16 protein-coding genes and 1 other RNA gene are annotated in these 24,335 nt (G+C 39.6%); 7 read left to right on the forward strand and 10 right to left on the reverse strand.

The features are described 5' to 3' along the window. Nucleotides 1-3 precede the first annotated feature (3 nt). From H4J57_RS06840 to H4J57_RS06850, 3 genes are read right to left on the reverse strand one after another with little or no spacing between them, the layout of a single operon-like run. Entirely contained in the window at nt 4-594 is a 591-nt protein-coding gene (locus H4J57_RS06840; RefSeq protein WP_070375790.1) for a phosphoheptose isomerase, read from the reverse strand. Nucleotides 595-621: 27 nt separating this feature from the next. Then, nucleotides 622-996: a YraN family protein gene (locus tag H4J57_RS06845; protein ID WP_259366811.1), complete on the reverse strand. Its 375-nt coding sequence runs from the start codon at nt 994-996 to the stop codon at nt 622-624. Continuing rightward, on the reverse strand, nt 983-2,860 hold the full coding sequence (locus tag H4J57_RS06850; protein WP_182242325.1) for a penicillin-binding protein activator: 1,878 nt from the start codon (nt 2,858-2,860) through the stop codon (nt 983-985). Before H4J57_RS06850 ends, H4J57_RS06845 begins: the two co-directional genes overlap by 14 nt. Before the next feature lie 76 nt (nt 2,861-2,936). On the opposite strand from H4J57_RS06850, the gene rsmI reads away from it, so the two are divergent. Beyond that, nucleotides 2,937-3,797, forward strand: a complete 861-nt coding sequence (gene rsmI, locus H4J57_RS06855) for a 16S rRNA (cytidine(1402)-2'-O)-methyltransferase (protein ID WP_182242326.1) — start codon at nt 2,937-2,939, stop codon at nt 3,795-3,797. Between the two features lie 123 nt (nt 3,798-3,920). On the opposite strand, the gene H4J57_RS06860 is transcribed toward rsmI, so the two are convergent. Continuing rightward, nucleotides 3,921-6,179, reverse strand: coding sequence for a TonB-dependent receptor (locus H4J57_RS06860; protein ID WP_182242327.1), 2,259 nt, complete (start codon nt 6,177-6,179; stop codon nt 3,921-3,923). Nucleotides 6,180-6,396: 217 nt separating this feature from the next. Between H4J57_RS06860 and H4J57_RS06865 the strand changes: the two genes are divergently transcribed. The 5 genes from H4J57_RS06865 (at nt 6,397) to H4J57_RS06885 (ending at nt 12,560) form a co-directional block, all read left to right on the forward strand. Continuing rightward, entirely contained in the window at nt 6,397-7,419 is a 1,023-nt protein-coding gene (locus H4J57_RS06865) for a LacI family DNA-binding transcriptional regulator (RefSeq protein WP_182213678.1), read from the forward strand. Nucleotides 7,420-7,521: 102 nt separating this feature from the next. Continuing rightward, nucleotides 7,522-8,751: a sugar MFS transporter gene (locus H4J57_RS06870; protein ID WP_182221769.1), complete on the forward strand. Its 1,230-nt coding sequence runs from the start codon at nt 7,522-7,524 to the stop codon at nt 8,749-8,751. Between the two features lie 23 nt (nt 8,752-8,774). Next, a complete protein-coding gene (treF, locus tag H4J57_RS06875; protein WP_259366812.1) occupies nt 8,775-10,328 on the forward strand; it encodes an alpha,alpha-trehalase TreF in 1,554 nt (517 codons plus the stop codon). 125 nt (nt 10,329-10,453) lie between these two features. Continuing rightward, nucleotides 10,454-10,859: RNase P RNA component class A (gene rnpB / locus H4J57_RS06880), an RNA gene on the forward strand. Nucleotides 10,860-11,213: 354 nt separating this feature from the next. Further along, nucleotides 11,214-12,560: an AarF/ABC1/UbiB kinase family protein gene (locus H4J57_RS06885; protein ID WP_182242328.1), complete on the forward strand. Its 1,347-nt coding sequence runs from the start codon at nt 11,214-11,216 to the stop codon at nt 12,558-12,560. A 136-nt stretch (nt 12,561-12,696) separates the two neighbouring features. On the opposite strand, the gene H4J57_RS06890 is transcribed toward H4J57_RS06885, so the two are convergent. The 6 genes from H4J57_RS06890 to H4J57_RS06915 form a co-directional block, all read right to left on the reverse strand. Then, entirely contained in the window at nt 12,697-14,448 is a 1,752-nt protein-coding gene (locus tag H4J57_RS06890; protein WP_220470276.1) for a Mur ligase family protein, read from the reverse strand. Between the two features lie 281 nt (nt 14,449-14,729). Then, nucleotides 14,730-17,549, reverse strand: a complete 2,820-nt coding sequence (cphA, locus tag H4J57_RS06895) for a cyanophycin synthetase (RefSeq protein ID WP_182242329.1) — start codon at nt 17,547-17,549, stop codon at nt 14,730-14,732. 503 nt (nt 17,550-18,052) lie between these two features. Further along, a complete protein-coding gene (locus tag H4J57_RS06900) occupies nt 18,053-18,880 on the reverse strand; it encodes a cyanophycinase (RefSeq protein WP_182221773.1) in 828 nt (275 codons plus the stop codon). 8 nt (nt 18,881-18,888) lie between these two features. Beyond that, nucleotides 18,889-20,061 (reverse strand): beta-aspartyl-peptidase, encoded by a 1,173-nt coding sequence (iadA, locus tag H4J57_RS06905; protein ID WP_182221774.1) that lies wholly within the window; start codon nt 20,059-20,061, stop codon nt 18,889-18,891. Nucleotides 20,062-20,462: 401 nt separating this feature from the next. After that, complete coding sequence (locus tag H4J57_RS06910; protein WP_182242330.1) at nt 20,463-21,734, reverse strand: glutamate-5-semialdehyde dehydrogenase; 1,272 nt, start codon at nt 21,732-21,734, stop codon at nt 20,463-20,465. Nucleotides 21,735-21,919: 185 nt separating this feature from the next. Further along, nucleotides 21,920-22,699: a pyrroline-5-carboxylate reductase gene (locus H4J57_RS06915; protein WP_182242331.1), complete on the reverse strand. Its 780-nt coding sequence runs from the start codon at nt 22,697-22,699 to the stop codon at nt 21,920-21,922. Between the two features lie 382 nt (nt 22,700-23,081). Here H4J57_RS06915 and proB point away from each other — a divergent pair, with 382 nt between their 5' ends. Further along, nucleotides 23,082-24,260 carry a glutamate 5-kinase gene (proB, locus tag H4J57_RS06920; protein ID WP_182221776.1) on the forward strand — a complete coding sequence of 393 codons (1,179 nt, stop codon included), beginning with the start codon at nt 23,082-23,084 and terminating at the stop codon, nt 24,258-24,260. Nucleotides 24,261-24,335: the final 75 nt, after the last annotated feature.

Here is a 24,335-nt window from a genome sequence, read left to right on the forward strand (position 1 = left end):
ATATTAATTGGCATCTTGAGGAAATAAAGTCGTGTCAATAATATCGCATAAGCAATGTATTACCACTAAATGTACTTCTTGAATTCTAGCCGTACGTGAAGAAGGTACACGTATTTCTACATCGTTTTCGCCCAGTAAACCTGCAATATCACCACCATCACCGCCGGTTAATGCGATAATAGGAATGTCGCGAGATACTGCTGCTTCAATCGCTTTTATGACATTGCGAGAATTACCACTGGTTGAAATAGCGAGTAAAACGTCACCATTATTACCTAATGCTCGCACTTGTTTAGAAAATATTTCATCAAAGGAATAATCATTCCCGATAGAAGTAATCGTCGACGTGTCGGTTGTTAAGGCTATTGCCGGCAAAGGTGGTCGTTCAGTTTCATAGCGGTTTAATAATTCGGCTGAAAAGTGCTGTGCATCACCCGCTGAACCGCCGTTACCACAGGCAAGTATTTTATTACCAGCCAATAAGCTTTGCACCATTATCATACCAGCATGCTCAATAGGGCCTGCTAGTAATTCACTGGCGGCAATTTTGGTTTGGATACTTTCGGTAAAGTTGCTTTTGATCCGTTCTAACATAAATGAAATTAGCTCCGTTTATTGACTCTAAAAGGCGTTTTTTAGCCAGGTAATATCGAGATTGTTTATATTACCTTGTAAAGCAATAACATCAAATCGACAAGAAGTATTATATTCGTTTAAACCACATTGTTGCAGATAAATTGCAGCTGTTTTCCTAATTTTTTGCTGTTTTTTCGTTGATATTGCTGAAATAGCACCACCAAACGACATCGAAGCACGATATTTTACTTCGACAAAGACATAAGTGTCAGCATCTTTGACGATTATATCAATTTCACCTAACCGGGAGGTGTAGTTTTTTTCTTCAATAATTAAGCCTTGTGCCACCAAAAAATCTCCCGCGTACCTTTCGGTAATATCGCCAGTTTTTTTAGTCGTAACTGGCTTAGTCCATGGCAATTTCAGCGACCTCGCCATCTTGATATATGCCCCACAATAAGCTTCGCGTTAGGGTGTTATTACTGTTTAATTTTAATATACCGGTTTGACCATAATGACGAACATAGGGTTTTTTTTTCATTAGCGGCAGTTTATCGACTAAATATAGGCTGTCATAACCCATGGCAAAGATGCGTTGTAAAGAGTCAGTGCGACTTGGCCAAAGCGTTTTACTCAAATCAGCTAATTGAGCATTTTGTTGTTGGCTACTTAATAGCCAAGGCATTTCGGTAAATATAAGGTTACGAAGATCATTATGCTTACTTGAATCTTGTTTACTGCTATGACTGCGAGAGCTAGCATAAACCGGGATAATAGTAGCAAAAGGACTGGTATTAACATCAATGTACGGTTTTAGTAATTTTGTTTGTGCCGGTGAACCCACTAAGTAAAACATATCGATGTCACGGCGATTTCTTGGCTCTGAATCGATACTCTGTTTTACTCTTATTTTCAAATCCTTGATACGGGCTTGGCTACTATCAACCTCTAAGCTAGCTTTGAGTTGCTCTTGCATCATTTTGCCTTTTTCGAAATATACAACTTCAGGAGCATAGCCGTTAATCAGTTGCCATTGTTTGCTAAAGGCTCGGGCAATTCTTTTACTGGCGGTATCTCGGTGGCTAAGTATGACTGGTGAGCGATAATTTTTACGACTCAATGTTGTTGCTGCTTGGTAAGCTTCGTCTTCTGGGCGCATCGACAGAATGAATTGCTCTGCGCTCCGTTGCTGAACTTTTGGGGTGTTAAGTAATAAGCTAGGTAGCAAAATTTCACCTTGGGCAAGGAACTTATCAACATTATTTTTAAGCAAAGGGCCAATAATAAAATGACTATCTAAGGCGATTAGCTGTTCATTTAATAAGGTCCAGTCAAGTGTATCAGCATCGATAAAGGTTAAGTTTTTATTGGGAATATTACTATAAGCGGCTAGGATCCCTTGCTGGGCAGCTTTTCCTGCAGACGCTTGTTTACCGGAAAGGGGTAAAATAATAGCAATATTTTCAATAAGTGCTTGTGGGCTTTGTTCTGTTCTTCTTAATGTTTCAATAATCGCTTGTGCGGGGTGCGCAGAAAAATCACCTTGCCACTGACTTAAGTAAGCATCAAAGCGGTTAATATCACCGCCAAATTTATGCGCGTAAGTTAATAGTTGTTGCCAACCTTTAATATAAGGCGGGTCAAGCTCTGCTAATTGGCTGACTTGCCAAGTAGACAGTAAACTTAATGCTTGCCATAATTCATAAATATCATCAACGTCTGTATTTGAACTGCTGGAAAACCAATGCAATTTAGCGTTGACCGCACTAATTTCTAATGCTCTACGCTGCTGTATATCAGCCAGTAAGAAGTAGTAGTTTTCGCGATGAATAACGTTATTATCGGTTGAAATTTTATTAGCAACTTCAAGCTGCTTAAAGGCTAATTCAACCTCATTTAGCTTAAGTAAACTTTCTGCACTTACCAATGCTAGACGGTAATTGTCTTGTGAATTGTCAGTCAGTGTTGTGAGTTGCTCAGATAACCATAGTGCTTGATTATAACTCTCCTCACCAATCAGTAATTCACTAGCATCAATAAGTGTGGCGATTGCTGTTTTTACTTCTTGTGTTTGTGCAGCCGACAGCAACTGTTGTGAGGTTATTTTATTATTGGCACTCGCTAATGGTTGATTTCGAGAGTCGATTGCGCCTTTATTGGCAGCAATATTTTTGGAAGTACCGCAACTTGTCAATAATGTCGTTGTTAGTAGAACGACAGAAAAGAGTGTAGTAATGCGATAAAAAGTGCTTTTTTTAGAAAACAAAAAATTAGTTTGGCTCACCAGCGATAAATCCGTACTTTATTAGTTAGCTTTATAATAAACTTCATCTTCATCAGTCTCAACTTAAGTATTCATTATGTCGTCAGTATTTGTAGAATCAGGCACGCTTTACATCGTCGCCACACCCATTGGAAATTTAACCGACATCAGTCAACGCGCACTTGATGTGTTAACTCATGTGGATATTATTGCCTGTGAAGATACTCGCCATACTCAAAGATTATTATCTGCTTATACTATCAAAAACAAAACATTATCATTACATGACCATAATGAACGCCAACGTCAAGACTATGTAGCAACACTTTTACAAGAAGGCAAAAGCATAGCACTGGTTTCAGATGCCGGAACACCCTTAATCAGTGATCCTGGTTTTCATTTGGTTCGCCATTGCCGACAACTTAATTTACCTGTTTCTCCTATTCCGGGGGCTTGTGCAGCAATTGCTGCTCTATCTGTCGCGGGTTTACCCACTGATCGCTTTTCATTTGAAGGTTTTCTTCCTTCAAAATCAGGTGCTAGACAATCAACGTTAGCAAACTTATTAGAAGAACCGCGCACTATGGTGTTCTATGATGCGCCACGTAGAGCAATTGATACCGTTGAAGATATTGTCAAAGTATTGGGTGGAGACCGTCAGGTGGTTATTTCTCGTGAGTTAACAAAAACGTTCGAGACCGTCCACTCAGATACTGCTGAAAACTTACTAGCTTGGTTAAAAGAAGATCCAAATCAGTTAAAAGGTGAAATGGTTTTAATCATAGAAGGCAAAAAAATTGACGCCAATGTGATACCCGCAAAAGCGATTGACACATTGAAGTTATTATTGGAAGAAATGAAACCTAAAAAAGCTTGTGCAATTACTGCTGAAATTTATGGTGTGAAGAAAAACGCTTTATATGAGATTGCCCTTTCAATGAAGGAAGACCAAGTTTAGGTCGTTTACTCCCACTAATACGCTTATTTTAAATAGCACGAGTAAATGATAATTAAATCAATATAAAAAGCCAGCTAATAATATAAGCTGGCTTTTTGCTAATCGCTCAAACGTACCGTCAAACTAGAACTGATAACTCACGTTAAAATCCATTGTACGACCTATGATATAACGGCCATTATCCAACAGACCAGAAGTTCCGCGCGGATCTGCTTCTGTTAAACCTTCTTCATCAGTAAGGTTGTTCACCGCTAATTGCATTTTAACTTCGTCAGTAAGGTTTAGAATGACACCAAAATCAATTTTCGTATAACCTTCTAATATTAGCGCATCAGTATTCTCTGGATCACTGAAACGGTCGTCTGCCGAAGAAACTGTACCGTATACTGTGCCGTACATGCCATTGTCAAACTCAATATCGTAGCTTGGCGTGATACGTACCTGCCAGTTTGGTAATCTTTGTGCTTGATTACCGACATTATCAGGGTTGCTAGACTCTGTAAGCTCAGTTTTTTGAAGCGTCGCACCTACGGCAACAGAGAAGCCATTATCGGTGAAGAAATTAAAATCAATTTCTACTCCATAAGCTTCATTGGTCGTTACTTGTGCTGGTTGGCCTGGAATAGCAACGAAAGAATCACCAGTCACTTCGTTGAAAAAACCTGTAGCATAAAGACTAAAGTTATCAGCTGAATGTTTATAACCTAATTCATATTGAGCAACTTCTTGAACTTCAGTTTGACCTTCTCTTAAATTATCAAAGAAAGGCATTTTGCTACCGTCACTGATACGAGCAAAAATTCCTTGTTTCTCTGTAAACATCCAGTTTGCACCAACAGTCCATGAAGTACTTGACTCATCAAAAGAGGCTACCTGATCAATACTACCGTCTAAGCCCGTATCAAGCGTATATTCAATTTCATGATTTTCACGACGTACACCACTATCGATAGTTAAAACATCTGAAATTTCATAAGATGCAGCAGCATAAAATGCGGTAGTTTTGCCATCACCAATGCTATTGATGTCGTAACTCCAACTACAGTGGTCGGCATTGTCATTACAGTCAATACCTGTCAGGTTTTCGCCACCTTGTTCTACCACATGATAAGACTGATTACCTAATGACCACCAATCGGTAGATGAAAATGTAGAATTATAAAAACCACCCGTTACACTGCCTTTATCAAATGTTTTAGTTAAAGCAAAGTCGTTAGTAAATGCTTCAATTTCTTTGAGAACGACCCAACCACCAATCATTTGTACGTCGGTATCACCATTATATTGAGTACCAGTAACCACACCAATGGCCGATTCGCCATTATTAGCAACCGTTGATAACTTAACCGCTCCACCTTGTGGTACTAAGCCATAGGTATCAGCATCACCTTTGGTGTAAGAGAAACGATCAACAAGACCCCAACCATTATCAAGGGTTAAATCAATGCTACCGCCAGATACTGCGCCATTCCAGCCTCGGCCTTTACCAAAATCAAAAACTTTAGATTCTCCATCACCAAACTCAATTTCTTGCAGACGATTATTAGTGCCAATTTGCGTATAGTTATTGTATACGCCATCAACAGTGATAGGTGCGGGTACATACCAAGTACCATGATCATCAGTTTGACGGGTATAAATATTAATTTTACCGTTGTCTAACTTTTTAGTAATGTTAATAGTAAATTGATTACCTTCTTCAGCATTAAAACCTGCGTCACGAGCGCCAGGTGAGCTTTTAATATAGCCACCAACCATGAAGTATAAATCATCAGCTAAGCGACCACTTATTACGCCATCTACACGTTGTAAGCCGTAATCGGATGTTGAATATTTAATTGAACCTTCAGTATATTCAGAGCCTTCTTTTAATAAAAAGTTAGTGGTTAAGCCTGGCTGACCATTTGATATTACTGGGTTTGTGCCGCCACGAAGTGCTTCCATAAATTCAATAGTATCGTCTAAGCGAAATATGCTTGAATTTTCTAGGAAACTAAGTGTTGGTGGTGGGAAAATAGGAGCGCCTTGCAGCTGAATTGTAAGGTATGGTGCGTCACTTGCACCTGGAAAGCCGCGAACAAATACATTGGCACCGGCAACGCCACCCGAGCTTTCAGCCCAAACACCAGGAATTGCTTTAAAAAGATCAGCGGTACTTTTAGGTGCTATTTTTATCATGTCGTCTTCAGAAAAAGAACTAACAGCAAAGCTTGCTTCTTCCTTAGCAACGCTTTTACCGCTGAAAGTACCCGTAACAACAATTTTTTCGATATTAGCATTTTTATTTTTTGTTGATGTTTTCTCTGCCGCAAAGCTTGAACTCACTTGGCAGCTTAATGCGACAACTATCGCAATGGTAGATAGTTTGAAGTTAGTAGTCATGTATTTTTCCCTCTTATACCAATATTAGCAGTGCCATATCAGTTATTAGTTATATTTATTGATATTTCCTTCCCCATAATTAATATAAAGATGAATGCAAACGTTTGCAAGTTGTTTTTGCAAACGTTTGCATTGTTGTGCTTTCAATTGCAATACTAGCTAGATATGTAATACTTCCTCGGCATTTTTATTTTATTAATTTTGGAAATAAACGGAATTGGCTAACGCAAACAAACTTACTTTGGCAGGGCTGGCTAAACTAGCAGGTGTATCAACGTCAACGGTATCAAGGGCTTTGAATGATAACCCTTTGATAAAAAAAGAAACACGTGAAAAATTACAAGCATTAGCGAGTGAACATAATTTTAGCTTAAATAGAGCTGCTAGCCGTTTACGCACGCAAAAAACCAATGTTGTCGCGGTAATTTTAAACTTAACTGACAATACCGATCAAAGTATTAGTGACCCTTTTTTACTCAAAGTGGTGGGCGATTTAAACCAAGCACTTAATCAAAGTGGCTATGAATTACTGTTGTCGAATTCTTTTATGGCAACACAAGATTGGGCTAATTACTTCATAGGAAGTAGTCGCGCTGATGGCATTATTGTTATTGGGCAAGGTAAAAGCACGGAAAAAATTGAAAAGGTGGCTGAATCTAATGCACCACTTGTTGTGTGGGGCGATCCAAAAGGGCACGCGAACTATGCCGTTGTCGGCAGTAATAATGAGCTAGGCGGATATTTAGCGACGGAACATTTAATAAATACCGGTTGCAAACGTATTTTGTTTCTTGGAGATCCTGAACATGCAGAAATGAGTGAACGCTATAAGGGCTATGGGCGTGCACTAAAAGAGTATGATATTAATATTAGTGATGAATTAACATTAGCGTGTGATATAACCAGTAAAGTGGCTTACGAAAGAATCGGCGATCTTGTTCTTGAAAAGGGGCTGTTTTTTGATGGCATTGTTGCATCAAGCGATATGGTGGCACTTGGAGCGTTGAAAGCGTTGAAAGAGCGTTATGTCAGTATTCCAAATGATGTTGGTATTGTAGGATTTGATGATATAGCGATGGCTGAGCTTTTTCACCCGTCACTTACCACGATTAAACAAAATACTAAATCGGCGGCTAAAATTATGGTGGAACAGTTATTAGTTCAGTTTAGTGGCGGAAAAGCAAAATCGGTTGTTATGGATATTGAGTTAATTGCACGAAACTCTACCCGCTCTATCTAATAATCGTTAAATCCTCTTATTATTAGCGCACGAATGCAAACGTTTGCATTCGTGCGCTTTTGATTATAGACTAAACTTAATTATCAAATAATGAGTTTATTTATGTCGCGTTTTATTACCATAAGTGCAATTGCTGCAAGCTATTTCGTTTTTGCTATTCTGCTTAATAGCGTAGGTACTGTCATTCTTCAGTCAATAAATAGCTTTGATATAAGCAAACCGCAAGCGAGTACATTAGAAGGTTTTAAAGATTTATCTATCGCGTTTGTTTCTTTTTTTGTGGCATCAGTTATTCCACGAATTGGATATAAAATTGCGCTGGCTGTAGGTTTAGCCATAGTTACCATCGCTTGTTTCTTAACGCCAGTTATTGGTAACTTTCTAGTGATCAAACTCCTATTCGCCTGTATAGGTGTTTCGTTTGCTTTAGTCAAAATATCAGTTTATTCCATTATTGGTCAGTTAACACATTCAGTAAAATCTCACTCTTCACTGCTTAACACCATAGAAGGTATTTTTATGCTCGGCAGTTTATCGGGCTATTGGTTATTCAGTTTTTATATTGATGGCAATTCGGCAGAGTCTACACAATGGATGAATGTTTATTATGTGCTAGCCGTTATGTCTTTATTAACCTTAGTGTTAGTGAGCTTTTCTTCGATTAGCAAAGCTGAGCAGTCTTTAACATCGACAAGTATATTTAGTGACTTTGTTGAAATGATAAAAATGAGTTATCAGCCTTTGGTGCTTATCTTTGTCATCTCTATATTTCTTTATGTATTAATTGAACAAGGGATCGGCACTTGGCTACCTACGTTCAATAGTGAAGTCTTAGGTTTACCCACCAATATTAGTGTACAGATGACGAGTATTTTTGCCGCTGCATTAGCATTAGGTCGATTATTAGCTGGGCAAATTCTACGTTACCTAAATTGGTATACCTTTTTGAATATTTGTTTAGCAGGGATGGCATTAATTATTCTATTACTACTGCCATTAACACAAGACCCGACGACGGGTTTAGTCACCAGTGTTTTTGATGCTCCAGCCGTCGCTTATCTTCTCCCGTTAATTGGTTTAATGATGGCGCCTATTTATCCTGTACTCAATTCAGTGATGCTAAGTAGTTTAGCGCGTGCAAAGCACTCATCAATGACTGGACTCATTGTGGTATTTTCTGCACTCGGTGGTACTACAGGTTCTATTATTACCGGTTATTCTTTTGAAGCACTCGGTGGTCAACAAGCCTTTTATCTCTCGTTAATACCTATGGGACTTCTCGTCGCTAGTTTGTATTTTTTTAAAGTCGCAACTGCGAAGCATTCTGTTTAAAGAAATAACAACAAGGTTACCCCATGATGAATACCGAATTATTAAATCAACAAACTAAAGAAAGTTTACATTTTTTTGAAAGTGAATTATTCAAAGATGTGCAAATGAGTGGTTTGTTTGCTGACAGCAAAACTTTTACTGATGCTATTCCTAAAACTGCTTTTATGGAAATTTTACAGAAGTATAAAATTGAAAAAAAACATAAGTCTTCATTCAATTTAGAAGCTTTTATCACAGAGTGTTTTGATATTGTTGAGCATAAAGAAATACATTCAGAAAACGTAAAAACGAGTATCGCCGAACACATTGATTCACTATGGACCGCTTTAAAAAAGGAAGCTGATCCCAATGCTGTAGGCTCTTTGTTACCTCTGAAAAATCCTTATATAGTGCCAGGAGGTAGATTTAGGGAGATATATTACTGGGACAGCTACTTTACTGCATTAGGTTTGGTTGAGTCAGGAAATATTGCTTTAGCTGAATCTATGTTGAGTAACTTCTTAGAATTACAATCAAACTATGGTTGTATTCCTAATGGTAATAGAAGTTATTATCTATCTCGCTCGCAGCCTCCTATTTTAGGCTTGTTAGTTGAGTTACTTTTGCCTTTTCAACAAAATAAACAGCAATTTATAACAACTCATATTAAAGCCATTGAAACAGAATATAAGTTCTGGATGCAAGGTAAGGCATTGGAGACAGATGAACAATTTGAGTCTAGACGAATCATTAAAATGCCCGACGGAAGTTTCTTGAATCGATATTGGGATGATAATGCTGCTCCTCGTGCCGAATCATATCGTGAAGACATTGAATTATGTCAGGAATTAATGCCTGAAGACCCTGAATCTTTCTATCGTAATATTCGTGCGGCATGCGAATCAGGATGGGATTTTAGTTCACGCTGGTTAGGCGATGAAAATTCATTAGCGTCTATTAGAACTACGCGCATTCTACCAGTTGACTTGAATTGCCTATTGTACAAACAGGAAGAATTACTCGCTAAGTTCTATGAAATACTGGGGAATAAAGCGTCGAGCCTTGTTTATTCAGACTATGCGACAACAAGAAAGGCAGCAATACAGCGTTATATGTGGTCAGAAAATGATGGTTTTTACATGGACTATGATCTAGATAAAAAATCTTATAGCTCAGTAAAATCATTAGCCGGAGTATTACCTTTGTTTGTTGAGCTAGCTGATGCGAAACAAGCTGACCAAGTTAGTAAGTTGATTGAAAATGAATTTTTACAGCGAGGCGGTTTAATCACGACTGCTATTGAAACAGGCCAGCAATGGGATTCACCAAATGGTTGGGCGCCATTGCATTGGTTTGCTGTTCAAGGCCTAATTAAATATGAAAAACAATGCTTAGCACTAACCATTAAGAACCGTTGGCTTAATACGGTAGAGTCGTATTTTCAGCAAACAGGAAAAATAATGGAAAAATATAATGTATGTCATCAAAGCCATAAAGCCGAAGGCGGAGAGTATGATGTACAAGAAGGTTTCGGTTGGACAAATGGTGTGCATGTCGCCTTTAGCGCTTTATTTTTAGTGAAAGAGACTAAGCTGTAGCCTAAAAATAGCTAATTATAGTAATTGGTAATAATAAAAGGTTACTTACATCAGTGCTCACAATCATTTTTTTTAGTCGTATTAATAAGCCTTGGCTTTTTTTGTAATTCAGGTAAAATGCGCGGCGAGTTGACCAGACAATCGCTGCTTTATTCTTGTATCAGATGTGTAAACTGAAGATATAGGTATGAGGGGGAGGAAAGTCCGGGCTCCAATGAGCAGGGTGCCAGGTAACGCCTGGGCGGCGTGAGCCGACGACAAGTGCAGCAGAGAGAAGACCGCCGATGGTTGTTTCTAGGAACTTCACAGGTAAGGCTGAAAGGGTGCGGTAAGAGCGCACCGGATTGCTGGTAACAGTAATTGCAGGGTAAACTCCACCCGGAGCAAGACCAAATAGGGTTTCATATGGCGTGGCTCGCGTTGAAACCGGGTAGGTTGCTTGAGCCTTAGAGCGATTTAAGGCCTAGACGAATGATTGTCACTCTTTTTCGAAAGAGATACAAAACCCGGCTTATGTGGTCAACTCAACTATTCTAGTGACCGCTTGATTATTTTAATAATAATCAAGCGGTTTTCTAAAATCCTTTCGTATCAATCTATACAATCCCAAATAATGTTATAGCGCTAGCTATAGGAGACTGAACGGCTTTCTATGCTGTTTAACTTACGCATTATCTTAGTCTTCGAAATACATAAATACCTAAAAATAAGGTAGTAATTGAACGTGTTGAAGTAACTTGTCTTTTTTGATTGTAATGTCATTGGTTGCCGGCTTAATTTTTGTTAATCTTATTCTTGCCCCTCACCGCTTGCTATAAATAGTATGGAGGCTAGAGTAAACAACATTAAGGTAATAGTTAACATGCCCAACCAAGCCATTTGGCGATGACCGACAAACGTAAAGAGCGGAAAGTACCTTCCGGAAGAATTGCTCGTCTCGCTAAGTTGGGCGGTTTGGCCTCAGCGGTTGCCGGCAATATTGTTAAAGGTGCGACAAAACAAATGCTCAGTGGACAACGTCCATCATTAACTGAGTCCTTACGTAATATTGACAACGCTATATCTATCACCAAGCGTTTAGCACATATGCGCGGCGCGGCGATGAAACTTGGTCAACTACTCTCCATGGATGCCGGTGAATTACTGCCTATCGAATGGGAACCTATTCTTTCAAGATTGCGCCAAGAAGCTGACCCTATGCCTAAGGCGCAACTACTGAAAACCTTGGCTGCGTCTTGGTCAAAAGACTGGCATCAACAATTTAGTTATTTTTCATTTACCCCCATCGCATCGGCAAGTATTGGTCAGGTTCATCGGGCAACACTAAAGGATGGTCGTCAGTTGGCGATTAAGGTCCAGTACCCGGGTGTTAGAGAAAGCATTGACAGTGATATTGATAACGTCATGAATTTATTAAAACTCAGTGGCGTTTTACCTAAACATATTGATTTGACTAGCGTGCTCGCTGAAGCAAAAGCACAGCTTAAAGCTGAAGCTAATTATTTGCAGGAGGCGGAATTTCTTAACACTTATCGTGAAAACCTGTGTAACGACCCTCGCTTTATTGTGCCCTTTGTTGTTGACGAGCTAACGGACAAAAATATACTGACGATGGAATATATCGAAGGTTCTCCCATCACTGATATTAGTACGATGAGTGATGGTATTGTTGATTTAGTCTGTAGCCAATTAATGGATTTAACTTACCAAGAGCTATTTACGCATAAATTTATGCAAAGTGATCCCAACTTTGCTAATTTCTTGTATCAGAGCGATACACAAAAAATAGTGTTACTTGATTTTGGCGCTTGCCGGCAGCTTTCTCAACATACCTCAGTACATTATCTTGCTATGGCTGATGCAATGCAGCGTCAAGATAATAATGACATGCGTTCAGCCTTGTATTCGCTTGGTTTAGTTGACAATAACATGAGTGATACCGCGATAGATATTGTGCTAAAGACGTGTTTTGAAGCTAGTTATTGTTTACAAAGTAATACGGGCTACAACTTAAAAAAACAACAACTGATTAAGCGAATTAGAGAGGTTAGTATGCCATTAATTACCGATAAAACAGCGATAGCATCTCCGATATTTGAAGTTGCATTAGTCAATCGTAAAATTACCGGTATGATACTGCTAGCCAATAAGTTGGGGGCAACACTCGATTTTAAAAGCGCACTTGCTCCTTATTTACTGGAAGGCACAAAGCAATTAAACGATGAAACCTAACACAATCGATTTTCAAAACAGCAACTGCTGTTTTAGTCTTTTAAAAGTAAACTTTAGTAACCGCCTGAGCTATTTTTAAATCACTCAGCGGCTTTCTAAAGTTCCTATTATTCAATTTTATTGATGATTTTATGGTTTACGACATATCTGCTGTTTGATTTGCCTTTTTGGTTAATAACTCGATCACTTTATTTCGTTCAGATAAAACGATTAACAGTGCTAAATCATTAGCTGACAGTTGATTAACAATCTGTTGCGCACCTTGGTAAGGACCCTCTGAAAAATAGATGTTATCGGCAGACATACCACTTTCAATCGCTACTTTAGCTATTAAATTTGATATTTCGCCAAGCTCTCTTCCTCTTAAGTACTCGACAGTTTCGGCCGCAACCAATATATCAGGTTTCATTTTTAAGGCTGATTTTGTCATTTTAATAATATCGTCATTGCTGCGATCACCTGCATGACTAAGCATCAAAAACTTTCGTGATGCTGGTATATTGGCCATGGTCAGTGCCATGGCATTCATACCATGAACATTGTGGGCAAAATCCATAATAACCGAAGCGCCATTGAGTTTAAATTGGTTACCGCGGCCCGGATTATCGTCAACATTACTTGAAAAATTTTGCAAGGCAAGACCAATCACTGCGCTATCTATGTGTAAGCTCTTAGCTAAAGCGGTCGCCCCTAAGGCATTTTGAACATTATGTCGGGCAGCGCCGTTTAATGTCATAGGTATATCGTTAACGGCAACGATCATCGATTCAAGGCGCTCGCCAGTGCTGGTATTTTGCGTACAATAAAAAATTGCGCCGTCACGGATGAAACAAATAGCACCACCAATGGCTTTATGCTGTTGAAGTACTGGATTATTTTCATTTAATGAAAACCAACATTTATTAACGGTTAATGTTGGTGCAAGTGCTGTTAAATACGGATCATCAGCGTTGAGCACTAATACACCGCTAGTTAGCGCTTTTGCTACAACCGCTTTGGTTTGTGCAAGCCCTGCTACGGTATTGATACCATATTGCCCTAAATGGTCTTCAGCTATGTTGGTAATTAATGCGGCATCAACGTGATCTATGGGTAGGCCACGGCGCAATATTCCGCCGCGCGCGACTTCTAGAATGGCTGTTTCGGTTTCTGGATGTCGAAGTAACATTCGTGCACCACCGGGTCCTGAATAATCACCATAATCTATTATTTTTTCGCCAACACGAATAAAGTCAGTCGAGGTGACACCGCAACATTTATTAGACTGCTTAATAATTTCAGACATGATACGCACGGTGGTTGATTTTCCGTTAGTGCCAGTGACCAATGCAATAGGAATTGATTGGTAGTGTTGCCAATTGAGCTGCGTTGGATCTGGTAATGATGTCACTGGCCAGCGTTGACAGCTTTTACCGTAACCTAACGAAAATTCATCATCATCAACTAAATAATCGACATGATTATTTATGGCTAAATCTATTAAGTTAAGTAGAGCAGGGTTAGCCTCTTCGGCAATCATTTGTTTAAGACGAGTGACGGTTTTATCCATTTCTTGTTGATGAGTGTCACTTATACTGCCGGTTAAAATTTTGCTACACGCAAAATCCCATGCGGCTTCGTTGACATCGCAAGATGCATACAAGGCATCCATTGGCGCACTTATCGCAAGGCTTATGCCGTCTTCAAAAATACGATAACACGTAGATTCATCTTGCCAATCGACTGCTGCCAATAACTGATTAACGTAAATTAACCACTGATCAACGACTGTTTGCTTATCGATGCCTGAGACAAAAGCATCAATAATCGCGCCGGGTTTATTCCATAATAAGCTTTTGCCAGTAAGCCGTCGCTGGTCATCTAATGTTAAGGTTATAAGGTTATTCATGGCATACCAATTTGATTAAATTTATTCCTAACGCAGCGCTGTTAGGAAAGTGAGAAGAAGGTAAAGCTGTATCAATATAATTGTTAACTTTGAGACAGTTTTGTTAGGTCATTATTTGTATGACAAGCTCGATGATGATTTGAAAAGTTAATACGCAGCTTTATTGGTTTAACAATAGGCTGCGCTAATTTGTGCCGCTAGGTTATGTTGGTAACACATCACCTAGCGGGGTTAAGCTTATTCATCTTAAGTTAATGGCAAATAACTGCATTAACTTGTTTTTAATCACTTTCTTCTTCTATGGTTGAAACAATGCGAACGCCTCGATCATCCTTAACTAACTTCATGCCTGATTCTAGTATAAAGGGATCAGGTTCATCGGTGTTTAACATCGAAACAACGGTATGCACGGGTTTTGTTACTGTTTCTGCTGGATTATCTTCACTACCGTTAAAATTAATGATTTGCTTCCAACAACGGGTAATCGCATCACCAAAGACAATCACTAAATCATCTTTATTTGCCATCGATAAGGCTTTTTCAGTAGCTGTGACCTCGTCAGGTATCATCAAGATATTGTCTTCGCTGATACCTTGTGCTTTTAACGTTGCAGCTAACATTTGCGGCACTTCATCGCTACCACGTCCACGAAGATTGTCATCGGCGCGACAGATATATAAATCAAAATGTCCAGCGGCTGCTTTGGCGATGTTTTCAATATCTTCATCACGGCGATCTCCCGGTGCGGCTAATACCGCAATACGCTTACCATTAACGTCTAATTTAGTCGCTAATTCGCTCATATGGCGAACACCATCGGCGTTGTGAGCATAATCTAAAATAACTCTAAAAGGATGTTCATCAAAGACGTTCATTCGCCCCGGTGCTTGATAGAAGGTGGTGTTGAACGTTCTTAATCCTTGTTGAATCGCATCAAGTGGTTTATCTAGAGAATAGGCGAGGGCAGCGGCAAACATCGCATTTTGTACGTTATGAGTGGCTTTACCTTCCAGTGTCGCAGGAATTAAATGTGTCCAAAGTAATGGGATATGCGCACCGTTATCAAAGATGGTGATCATTTCACCATTGATGCCCTTTTCAAGCACCACGGCACGTCCACCCGCGCGAATATGCTCTCTAACTAAACCATGTCCTGAATTCATAGTCACATAACATAAATGTTTTGCTTGAGTATGGTCGGCCATTTTTAAACAAAGTGGGTCGTCGGCATTAAGTATGACCGCGTCTTTGGCTACTTCAACGACAATACGTTTAATTTCAGCAAGTTGTTCTAGGGTATCAACACCTTTTAAGCCTAAATGATCGGGTTGAACATTAATGCAGGCGGCAACATTACTTTCTCTATAACCTAAACCTGAGCGAACGATGCCACCACGGGCAGTTTCAAGAACAGCAATATCAACCGAAGGATCTCTTAAGACAATTTGTGATGCAACGGGTCCGGTCATATCGCCTTTTACTGATAACAGACCATCAACGTACACACCATCAGTTGATGTCATACCTACAACATGCCCTGCTGTTTTTAAAATGTGCGAAAGCATTCGTGAGGTTGTTGTTTTACCGTTGGTACCTGTAATGCCGGCAATAGGGATACAAGTGGGTGTATTAGGTGGAAAGAGCATATCAATAACTTTGCCAGCAACATCACGAGGTTTGCCATGGCTTGGTGCAACATGCATACGAAAACCTGGCGCGGCATTGACTTCAACGATACCGCCGCCGATATCTTTATATGATTGAGTAATGTCAGAGGTCAGAAAATCAACACCGCCAACGTCAAGACCAACGGCTTTTATCGCTCGTTCAGCCATCACTTTATTGTCAGGGTGAACTACATCAGTCATGTCTATCGCGGTGCCGCCCGTTGATAAATTAGCGGTTGAACGTAAATAGAAAATTTCTCCTTCAGGTAATATGGTATCAACGCTATAGCCAGCTTCTTCAACTAAACGGGTTGCTTGTGAGTCCATTTCGAGTTGAGTGAGCACTTTTTCATGGCCAACACCCCGACGCGGGTCTTCATTTACAATATCGATTAATTGCGTAATGGTGTGTTTATTGTCACCAACAACATGACCCGGTACGCGTTTTGCGACAGCAACAAGTTCGCCATTAACAACAAGCATTCGATGATCTAAACCGGTTAAAAATGACTCAACTAAAACAGCTCTACTGGTGCCTTGTTCGCGGGCAAAATCAAATGCTGTATTAATTTGCTCGTCAGTGGTTAAATCGATAGAGACGCCACGGCCATGGTTAGCATTTAATGGTTTAAGTACAACCGGTAAGCCAATACGTTTTGCTGCTTTTATGGCATCTTTGGCAGAATAAACCATTTGTTGTCTAGGCACAGGTAAACCGAGATCATTTAATAAATTGTGGGTGTCTTCTTTATCACAAGATATTTCAACAGCAATATGATTCGTTTGGCTAGTAATGGTGGCTTGAATGCGCTGTTGGTATTTACCATGGCCAAATTGTACTAAGCTGTACTGATTTAACCGTAGCCATGGGATATGACGTTCTTCGGCTGCCGTTATTAAAGATTGAGTACTAGGACCAAATTCTTTGCGCTGTGCATAACGAATAAAGTTTGATAGCTCTTCTGCAAAATCGAAATCGGCTTCTAATTTTGTTTGTAGTTGTGCTTGAATATTTACTGGCATCACTGAGATAAGCAGGTTTCTGGCAAGTTCAGCAGCAGCTAATCCAACATCTCGTTGTTTGTACTGAAAGACCATGTCATATTGACCAACTTCGCCATTGCCTCTGGTTTTGCCAAAAGTAACTTCAGTACCGGCCATGCATTGCAGTTCTAAGGTTGCATGTTCCCATATGTGAGCTATCCAGGTACCTTCATCTTCTTGCAAGCGCCTAATAAAACCGCCAGATTCGCCGTATGAACAGCCATGCTCTTTTAAACCGGGTAAGGCTTCAATTAAGCCATCAATGAATTCTTTACCTAATTTTACCGAAGGGTATTGCTCTAATATGCCAACATCAACAGCGTGTCGAATAACAGGAAAATGGGCGTAAACATTAGGGCCAACATAAACATTACTTGTTAATATTTTCATTATATGTCCAAAAATCAGGTGATTAGAATTATTATTATGTGTACCTACAAGTTGAACCTTTTGTCGAAAACAGGGTGCAACAAAATATAATATGACAATTATTGGGAGGAATAAATCACGGTGATACTGAACTGACTATGTGCACAGGTTCTATTGATGTGCATATGTTGAGTTACAAACCGAGAAGTTTCAACGCATTACACTTAAGATCTTTATAAGATCGAATAGAAGTAAAAAATTGCCATAAAAAAATAATGGTATAACAAAAAGATACCATGGTTTTACTAATAGACAAGACAATTTTTTTCTAAACTTGCTAATGATTAAATGCGCAAGGAAAGTCAGCCAAAAAGTTATGTTGAATAGCGTCGTAGAAAGGTATTTTTTTATTCGGGTTCAATGAAAAAGAAGCGGCGTTTGTGAGCCTTTTAAATAGATTTGCCCATAAATAATGCGTTTATTTATGGGCAAATTTTAGCTTAGCTTATTGGTGTCTAAAGAGACTAAACGGCTTTAGGTGATGCGACTCGAGTATTTAAACAATAAGTATCACCGTGACTAAGCATATGAAGTTTTAACCCTATCAAGGTAATGGAATCTCCTGTACGAGCTTCAGCCATTGAACTGTGCTGCAAATCAGAAGGGTCAACTACCGTAATACTTCCGTGTCCAACTACTTCTAGTAACCCGTCTGGCGCAATAAAGGCCGCGGTATTTTCACAAATTCCTAGTCCTGAAGCAAAAGGATTATATGAAACAGCAGAAAGTAGACGTCCTAAACGATTACGTTGACTAAAGTGTTGATCTAAAAGTACTTTACTTATTAAACCTAAGCCAGGAGCAAAAGTTACACCTTGCTCATTAGGTAATGCACCGGTAGAGCCACCTGCAATCATATGCTCAGGCATAATAGCGGCACCTGCAGATGTTCCTGCAACATGCACACCTTCAGAGTTTAATTTTCTTATACTCTGTGCAACCGAAGTACCGCCTAATATAGTCGACAAGCGTAATTGATTACCACCGGTAATAAAAATACCTGTTGCGTTTTCAAGTGCGGCTAAATAATCTTCGCGCTCAGCATCTTCTCTGCTATTTATCGGTAAAGATATCGCATTTTTGACATTAAGATTACGAAAAATAACTTCATAATTTGGCCCAGTCTCAGCAAGCTGTGACGCGGTTGGAATAATCACTATATTGGCATTTTCATCGCCACATAATTCTACAAAACGTTGTAGAATTATTGGGTCATCAACACGCTCTTCTGCCCCCCCGATTGGAATTATAAATCCCCTTTGCTGACCTTCAGCAATTTTTGCTGGACACATACCTACCTCTACTCAAAAGTTCCACTTACTACTGTTGTGTTGTCACGTTTATGCCAACGACCTTTTATCATCACGTCAGTAATTTCAAATTTGTTGTTAAGTACGAGCATATCGGCATCGTTATTACGTACTATTTTTCCTTTACTGTGTAAACGTAACAACGTAGCCACGTTGCTAGTAAACATCGGTAAAATACTTTCAAGCGCAATATTCTTTCTTAATGTTGCTTGTAATGTTTCCAGTAATGTACTGGCTCGGCCAAAGTCCATGTGTTGTAATTCGCCTTGTTGATCAAAACAAGGTAAACAACCACCACCGTCTGAACTGACGGTTATTTTGTCCAAGGGTAAACCTCTTTGTACGGCAATTTCTATCGCATCGCATGCCTCTAAACCAGGCTCTGCTGTGCCTTCAGGAAAAGCGGTAATATCGATATAACAGCCGTGCGCTAATAATTTGCAACTGTCTTCAAATAGTGGCTTATTTCGATTAACGTGCGTCGGATTAAAGACACGGGCAGGAATTTCTGTTTCACTAATCGCTCGCTCAATTAATTCAAGACGCCGTTCACCATCACCGAGATGAAAATGAATAATACCGGCTTTGCCTGTCAATAACCCCGCAACATGTGCTTCACTAGCTAGTTTTATTACTTCTTCAAAAGTTGGTTGGCTTGAACGATGATCGCTAATAGCAAACTCACCAATACCAATAACTGGCTCTAAAAAAGTAATATCTGCTTTTGCGCTACCAATTAACGTTGTTAACGGATAATGATAACCACCGGTCCAACAATATGCCGACATGCCTTCTTCACGGAGTCCGTAAACTTTGCTTATTAGGTTGGCAATACTTCGAGTGGTGTCATCTGTACCTAAAAGTCCAACTACAGTTGTCACACCCACTTGGGTAAATTCTGAAAGAGAAACTGGGGGAACTTGTGTTGAAAAACCTGCTTCACCACCACCACCGGTAATATGAGCATGACTGTCGATAAAACCTGGCACTAGGTATGCGCCATTAAAATCGATAACTTCTACCGGCCAGTTATCAGGGATATTATGGTGGGCATGATCAGATACATCAAAAATATCAGCGATTTTTCCACCAGCAATCAGCACATCTTTAATACCCATAGGAGCAGGGTTATAAAGGTTCACGTTTTTTAATAATGAAATCATAGGTTTACGGTAAGGCTTTATAAATGACGGGCAAGTATAGACTATTCTATACCTAGTCCTAAGGGTTGCAACTATAACATAGCTATAATTTCTCAGCCAACTACATTTGTAAACGAAAGGTTTAAATACTGTTTTACTAAGTATTTAAATCTATAGCGCATTGATAAGGTTAACGAAAGTGATAGTAATCCCTCGCCTAAACTAACGGTAGCTTTAACGTTTTAATCGTTTGATAAATGTATGGGGGATTTACGTGAAAAAGGTCTGAACTTAATATAAATAGCTAGCCCCTAACACGCGGTTAGAGGCACTATTATCGCTAACAAAAAAGTGTTAACTAGGTATAGATTTAGCTAAAAGTTTGGTACTTTTATGCGTGGTAGTGTTTAATGCAAAAGCGTTTAAGGACGAGTTTGCCCTTGACCGGCAACACGGTATTTAAAAATGGTTAGCTGCTCTAAACCAACGGGTCCACGTGCATGTACTTTACCGGTTGCAATACCAATTTCAGCGCCCATACCAAACTCACCACCATCAGCAAACTGAGTTGAGGCGTTATGCATCACCACGGCAGAATCGACAGAGCGCATAAACGTTTCCGCGATTTCCGCATTTTCAGTGATAATAGCATCGGTATGTTTAGAGGAATGCTCTTCAATAAAATCAAGCGCTTCATCTAATCCATATACTACTTTAACCGATAAAATCGCATCAAGGTATTCAGTATCCCAATCGGCATCAGTTGCAACATTAATACGGGGATCGCAGGCTTGAGCAGCAACATCGCCACGAATTTCACAACCCGCTAAGGTATCTACGAGTTGTGGTAAAAATTCTTTTGCTATTGCTTGGTCTAACACTAAACTTTCAGTTGCACCACAAACACCGGTTCTGCGTAATTTTGCATTTTTAATGATACTGAGTGCTTTGGTCAAGTCAGCGTCTTTATCAACATAAATATGGTTATTGCCATCTAAGTGTAACAAGGTTGGTACTTGAGCTTCGTTTCTGACTAGCTCAACTAAACCTCGGCCACCACGAGGAATAACTAAATCAACATAATCGGCACAGCGCAGTAAAGCGGCAACGGCAGATCGGTCATCGGTGTCAACCAGTTGTATACAGTTAGCCGGTAAGCCAGCCGCACGTAAACCCGTTGCCATACACTCAACAATAATACGTGTGGAATTTAAGCTTTCAGAGCCGCCACGTAAAATTACCGTATTACCTGACTTAAGACATAACGCGCCAGCATCTGCGCCAACATTAGGACGTGATTCATAAATCATCCCAATAACACCAATAGGTGTTGCTACACGGGTTATTTTAAGACCATTGGGACGGTCAAATTCAGCTAATACTCGACCGACAGGATCGGCTAGCTTGGCAATGTCTTCTAGCGCGACAGCCATACCTTCAACTCTTTCAGGGTTAAGCTCTAATCGGTCTACAAAAGAATCGGCTTTACCGGCTTTTTTAACGCTTAAAACATCGAGTGCGTTTGCTTTTAGCAGTGCGTCCATATTTTCACGAAGCGCATTTGCGGCAATAGTTAATGCTTTGTTTTTTTGTTCTGTCGTTGCACAGGCAAGTACTTTGGCCGCGGCTTTTGCTTGCTTACCAAGCGTGGTGATCATTGTTTCTATATCAGTATTCTTAGAGGTATTTGACATTAATTTTTATCCTTTTACTTGTTCATTTAACGCTAAACTGTTTGATCAACTTTTTTACTTGAATGATATTAACTTTTATTTTTATCGCTGATATTAATATCAAAAGCAATAATAAAAGTTCAGTTTAAAGAATTTAGGGTTTTCATCAAAAATGTTTGAGTGCGTCATTGCTGACTAGACTAAAGTTAGCGCAAGGCTACTGCACGTTGATAAGCCGATAAAACAGTTGAGTCAAATAGAGACGCTAACTGTTCATCTTGCATAAGCGCACTTAATCCTGCCGCTGTCGTACCATTTTTACTGGTTACTGAGTTTCGCAAAGTCTCGGCATCTTCTTTACTCGTTAAGGCCAACTCCATCGAACCACTGAGTGTATTCAATACCAACTCTCTTGCAGTTTGCGGTGAAAAGCCGAGTTTAATTGCCGACTCTATCCAACAACGTGCTATTTCAAAGGCATAACCAGGACCACTTCCAGCGACTGCCGTTACTCGGTCTAGCTCGTCTTCGCTGGTTGTTATGTGTGTAAAACCAACGGCATTGGTTAATGCTACAGCGTTTTCAATTTGAGCCGCACTACAACGAGAGTTTGCGAAAAGTCCGCTAACGCCTCTACCAATTTTTGCGGGTAGATTTGGCATAACGCGAACAATAGCTTGTTCGCCAATCAGTTGCTCTATTGAAAAAACCGAGTAGCCAGCAGCGATAGAAATAATGCAACCCGAATCAGCAAGATGACGACGATAGCTTGGTAATATTTTTTCAATAAGCTGTGGTTTAATCGCAATAACAATGATGTCGAAACGTTGATCAGCTAGCTCTTCAATGGCTTGTCTGACGATAACATTCTGCGGTGCTTTAACTAATGAGGGATTAATAATAGTGATGGTGTGATTTGTAGAGGTTGCCCAACGAGTCAATAAAGAACCGCCCATTTTACCACAACCAATCATAAGTAATGACATGAAACTCCTGTTGTTTTTTAGCTTACATTGAATGAAATGCAGATCGTTTTGCAGGTGTTCAGTACGAACTTTTTAAAATCCGATAATATATTTTTCAAAACGTTGAGTTTGAGTTCAATTGAAAAATTATCTTTTTTAGTATATGATATCTGCACTCATTTGTCGATTGCCGTCAAATTCTAACGTTTTTACCAACGTTTCAGCAATTTTTTATCTATTACTTTTAACGCAGTCAACCGCAGATAAATTTATGTTATCAGTAATAAGCAATAATTCTAATACGACAATAAAATATCACGAAAATAGCTGCAATTTGTTGAATCAATTTTGTGAATGATTCAACGCTACTATTTATTTTAATTAACCAGAGCACGGAGTAATTTTGCCCTCATTTGAACAACAAAAAACTGATAAATCTTCTCGAAACAAGCCACGTATCGTTATTAAAGTGGGTTCGAGTCTCTTAGCAAATGTTAAAAATTTAACACCTAGTTTTGCTTTTATGCATGGTCTCCTAAGTGACATATCTTTGTTACGCGAGCAAGGCTACGAAGTTGTACTGACCTCTTCTGGTTCAGTAGCATTAGGTCTAAATACGGTTGGTTGCACTATTGAAAATGCTAGTGTGCAAGATAAGCAAGCGGCTGCCGCTTGTGGACAACCCATCTTAATGCATGCCTACAAGCAAATTGCACTTGAGTATGGTTTTGATATAGCACAGGTTTTAGTTACCTTAGATGATTTAGAAAATAGACGTCGCTTTCTCAATATTAAAAATACCGTTCATCGCCTGATAAAACAAGGCGTAATGCCTATCGTCAACGAAAATGATACGGTGACTACAGAAGAAATTCGTGTCGGAGATAATGACAGACTTGCTGCTAAAGTCGCACAAATGATTGGCGCAGAGTATTTGTTTATTCTTACCTGTATCGATGGCGTGTATGACCGAGACCCTTCAGAAGAAGGCGCAATTTTTGTCGATTCTATCGAAGATGTTAGTAGTTATATGGAAGCGGCAAGCGGCACCAGCTCTTTAGGTACCGGTGGCATGCTAACTAAACTACAAGCGGCCAATATGGCGCAAAATGCTGGTTGTACAACCATTATTTCGAGAGGGACGATGGAAGCGCCTGTTACCGGAATATTGCACGGTGATCGCAGACACACTAAGTGTATTGCTCACTCATCACCTTCATCAGCATGGAACATCTGGCTAACTGACCGTTTACAAATGGCCGGTAGTTTAGTGATAAAACAAGAAGTTGCTGATGCATTATTTGGCGGTGACGAAGGATTTACCTGTCACGATGTTGTTTCAATACATGGCAACTTCGAGCGCGCAGATGTGCTTCACGTCTACGACGAAAAAGGTGAAGAAATAGCACGTGGTTTGTGTAACTTCTCATCGGATGAAACAGCCATTATTGCTAGTCGTCCAGACGAAACAGTGCAAAATATCCTTGGGTATAGCGCTTCACAACGATTGATCAATAGTGAAAACTTGGTCGTCTTAAGTGAACATCATCTTTCTTGGGATGAACCTGTTCAAGATGATTAATTGATTAATTGATTAAATGACCTCTGCAGCAATGCAGAGGTTTTTTTTTATCACTTAAATACACTCGTCATTCTT

Source organism: Colwellia sp. BRX8-7 (assembly GCF_014077275.1).
Classification (GTDB): domain Bacteria; phylum Pseudomonadota; class Gammaproteobacteria; order Enterobacterales; family Alteromonadaceae; genus Colwellia_A.

What these genes read in the sequence shown, in the direction of transcription:
- H4J57_RS06915 (WP_182242331.1), bottom strand. Translation starts at nt 22,699, where the DNA reads ATGTCATTACTTATGATTGGTTGTGGTAAAATGGGCGGTTCTTTATTG.
- treF (WP_259366812.1), top strand. Translation starts at nt 8,775, where the DNA reads ATGATGAATACCGAATTATTAAATCAACAAACTAAAGAAAGTTTACAT.
- H4J57_RS06860 (WP_182242327.1), bottom strand. Translation starts at nt 6,179, where the DNA reads ATGACTACTAACTTCAAACTATCTACCATTGCGATAGTTGTCGCATTA.
- H4J57_RS06890 (WP_220470276.1), bottom strand. Translation starts at nt 14,448, where the DNA reads ATGAATAACCTTATAACCTTAACATTAGATGACCAGCGACGGCTTACT.
- H4J57_RS06910 (WP_182242330.1), bottom strand. Translation starts at nt 21,734, where the DNA reads ATGTCAAATACCTCTAAGAATACTGATATAGAAACAATGATCACCACG.
- H4J57_RS06840 (WP_070375790.1), bottom strand. Translation starts at nt 594, where the DNA reads ATGTTAGAACGGATCAAAAGCAACTTTACCGAAAGTATCCAAACCAAA.
- H4J57_RS06900 (WP_182221773.1), bottom strand. Translation starts at nt 18,880, where the DNA reads ATGTGTCCAGCAAAAATTGCTGAAGGTCAGCAAAGGGGATTTATAATT.
- iadA (WP_182221774.1), bottom strand. Translation starts at nt 20,061, where the DNA reads ATGATTTCATTATTAAAAAACGTGAACCTTTATAACCCTGCTCCTATG.
- cphA (WP_182242329.1), bottom strand. Translation starts at nt 17,549, where the DNA reads ATGAAAATATTAACAAGTAATGTTTATGTTGGCCCTAATGTTTACGCC.
- rsmI (WP_182242326.1), top strand. Translation starts at nt 2,937, where the DNA reads ATGTCGTCAGTATTTGTAGAATCAGGCACGCTTTACATCGTCGCCACA.
- H4J57_RS06870 (WP_182221769.1), top strand. Translation starts at nt 7,522, where the DNA reads ATGTCGCGTTTTATTACCATAAGTGCAATTGCTGCAAGCTATTTCGTT.
- H4J57_RS06885 (WP_182242328.1), top strand. Translation starts at nt 11,214, where the DNA reads ATGACCGACAAACGTAAAGAGCGGAAAGTACCTTCCGGAAGAATTGCT.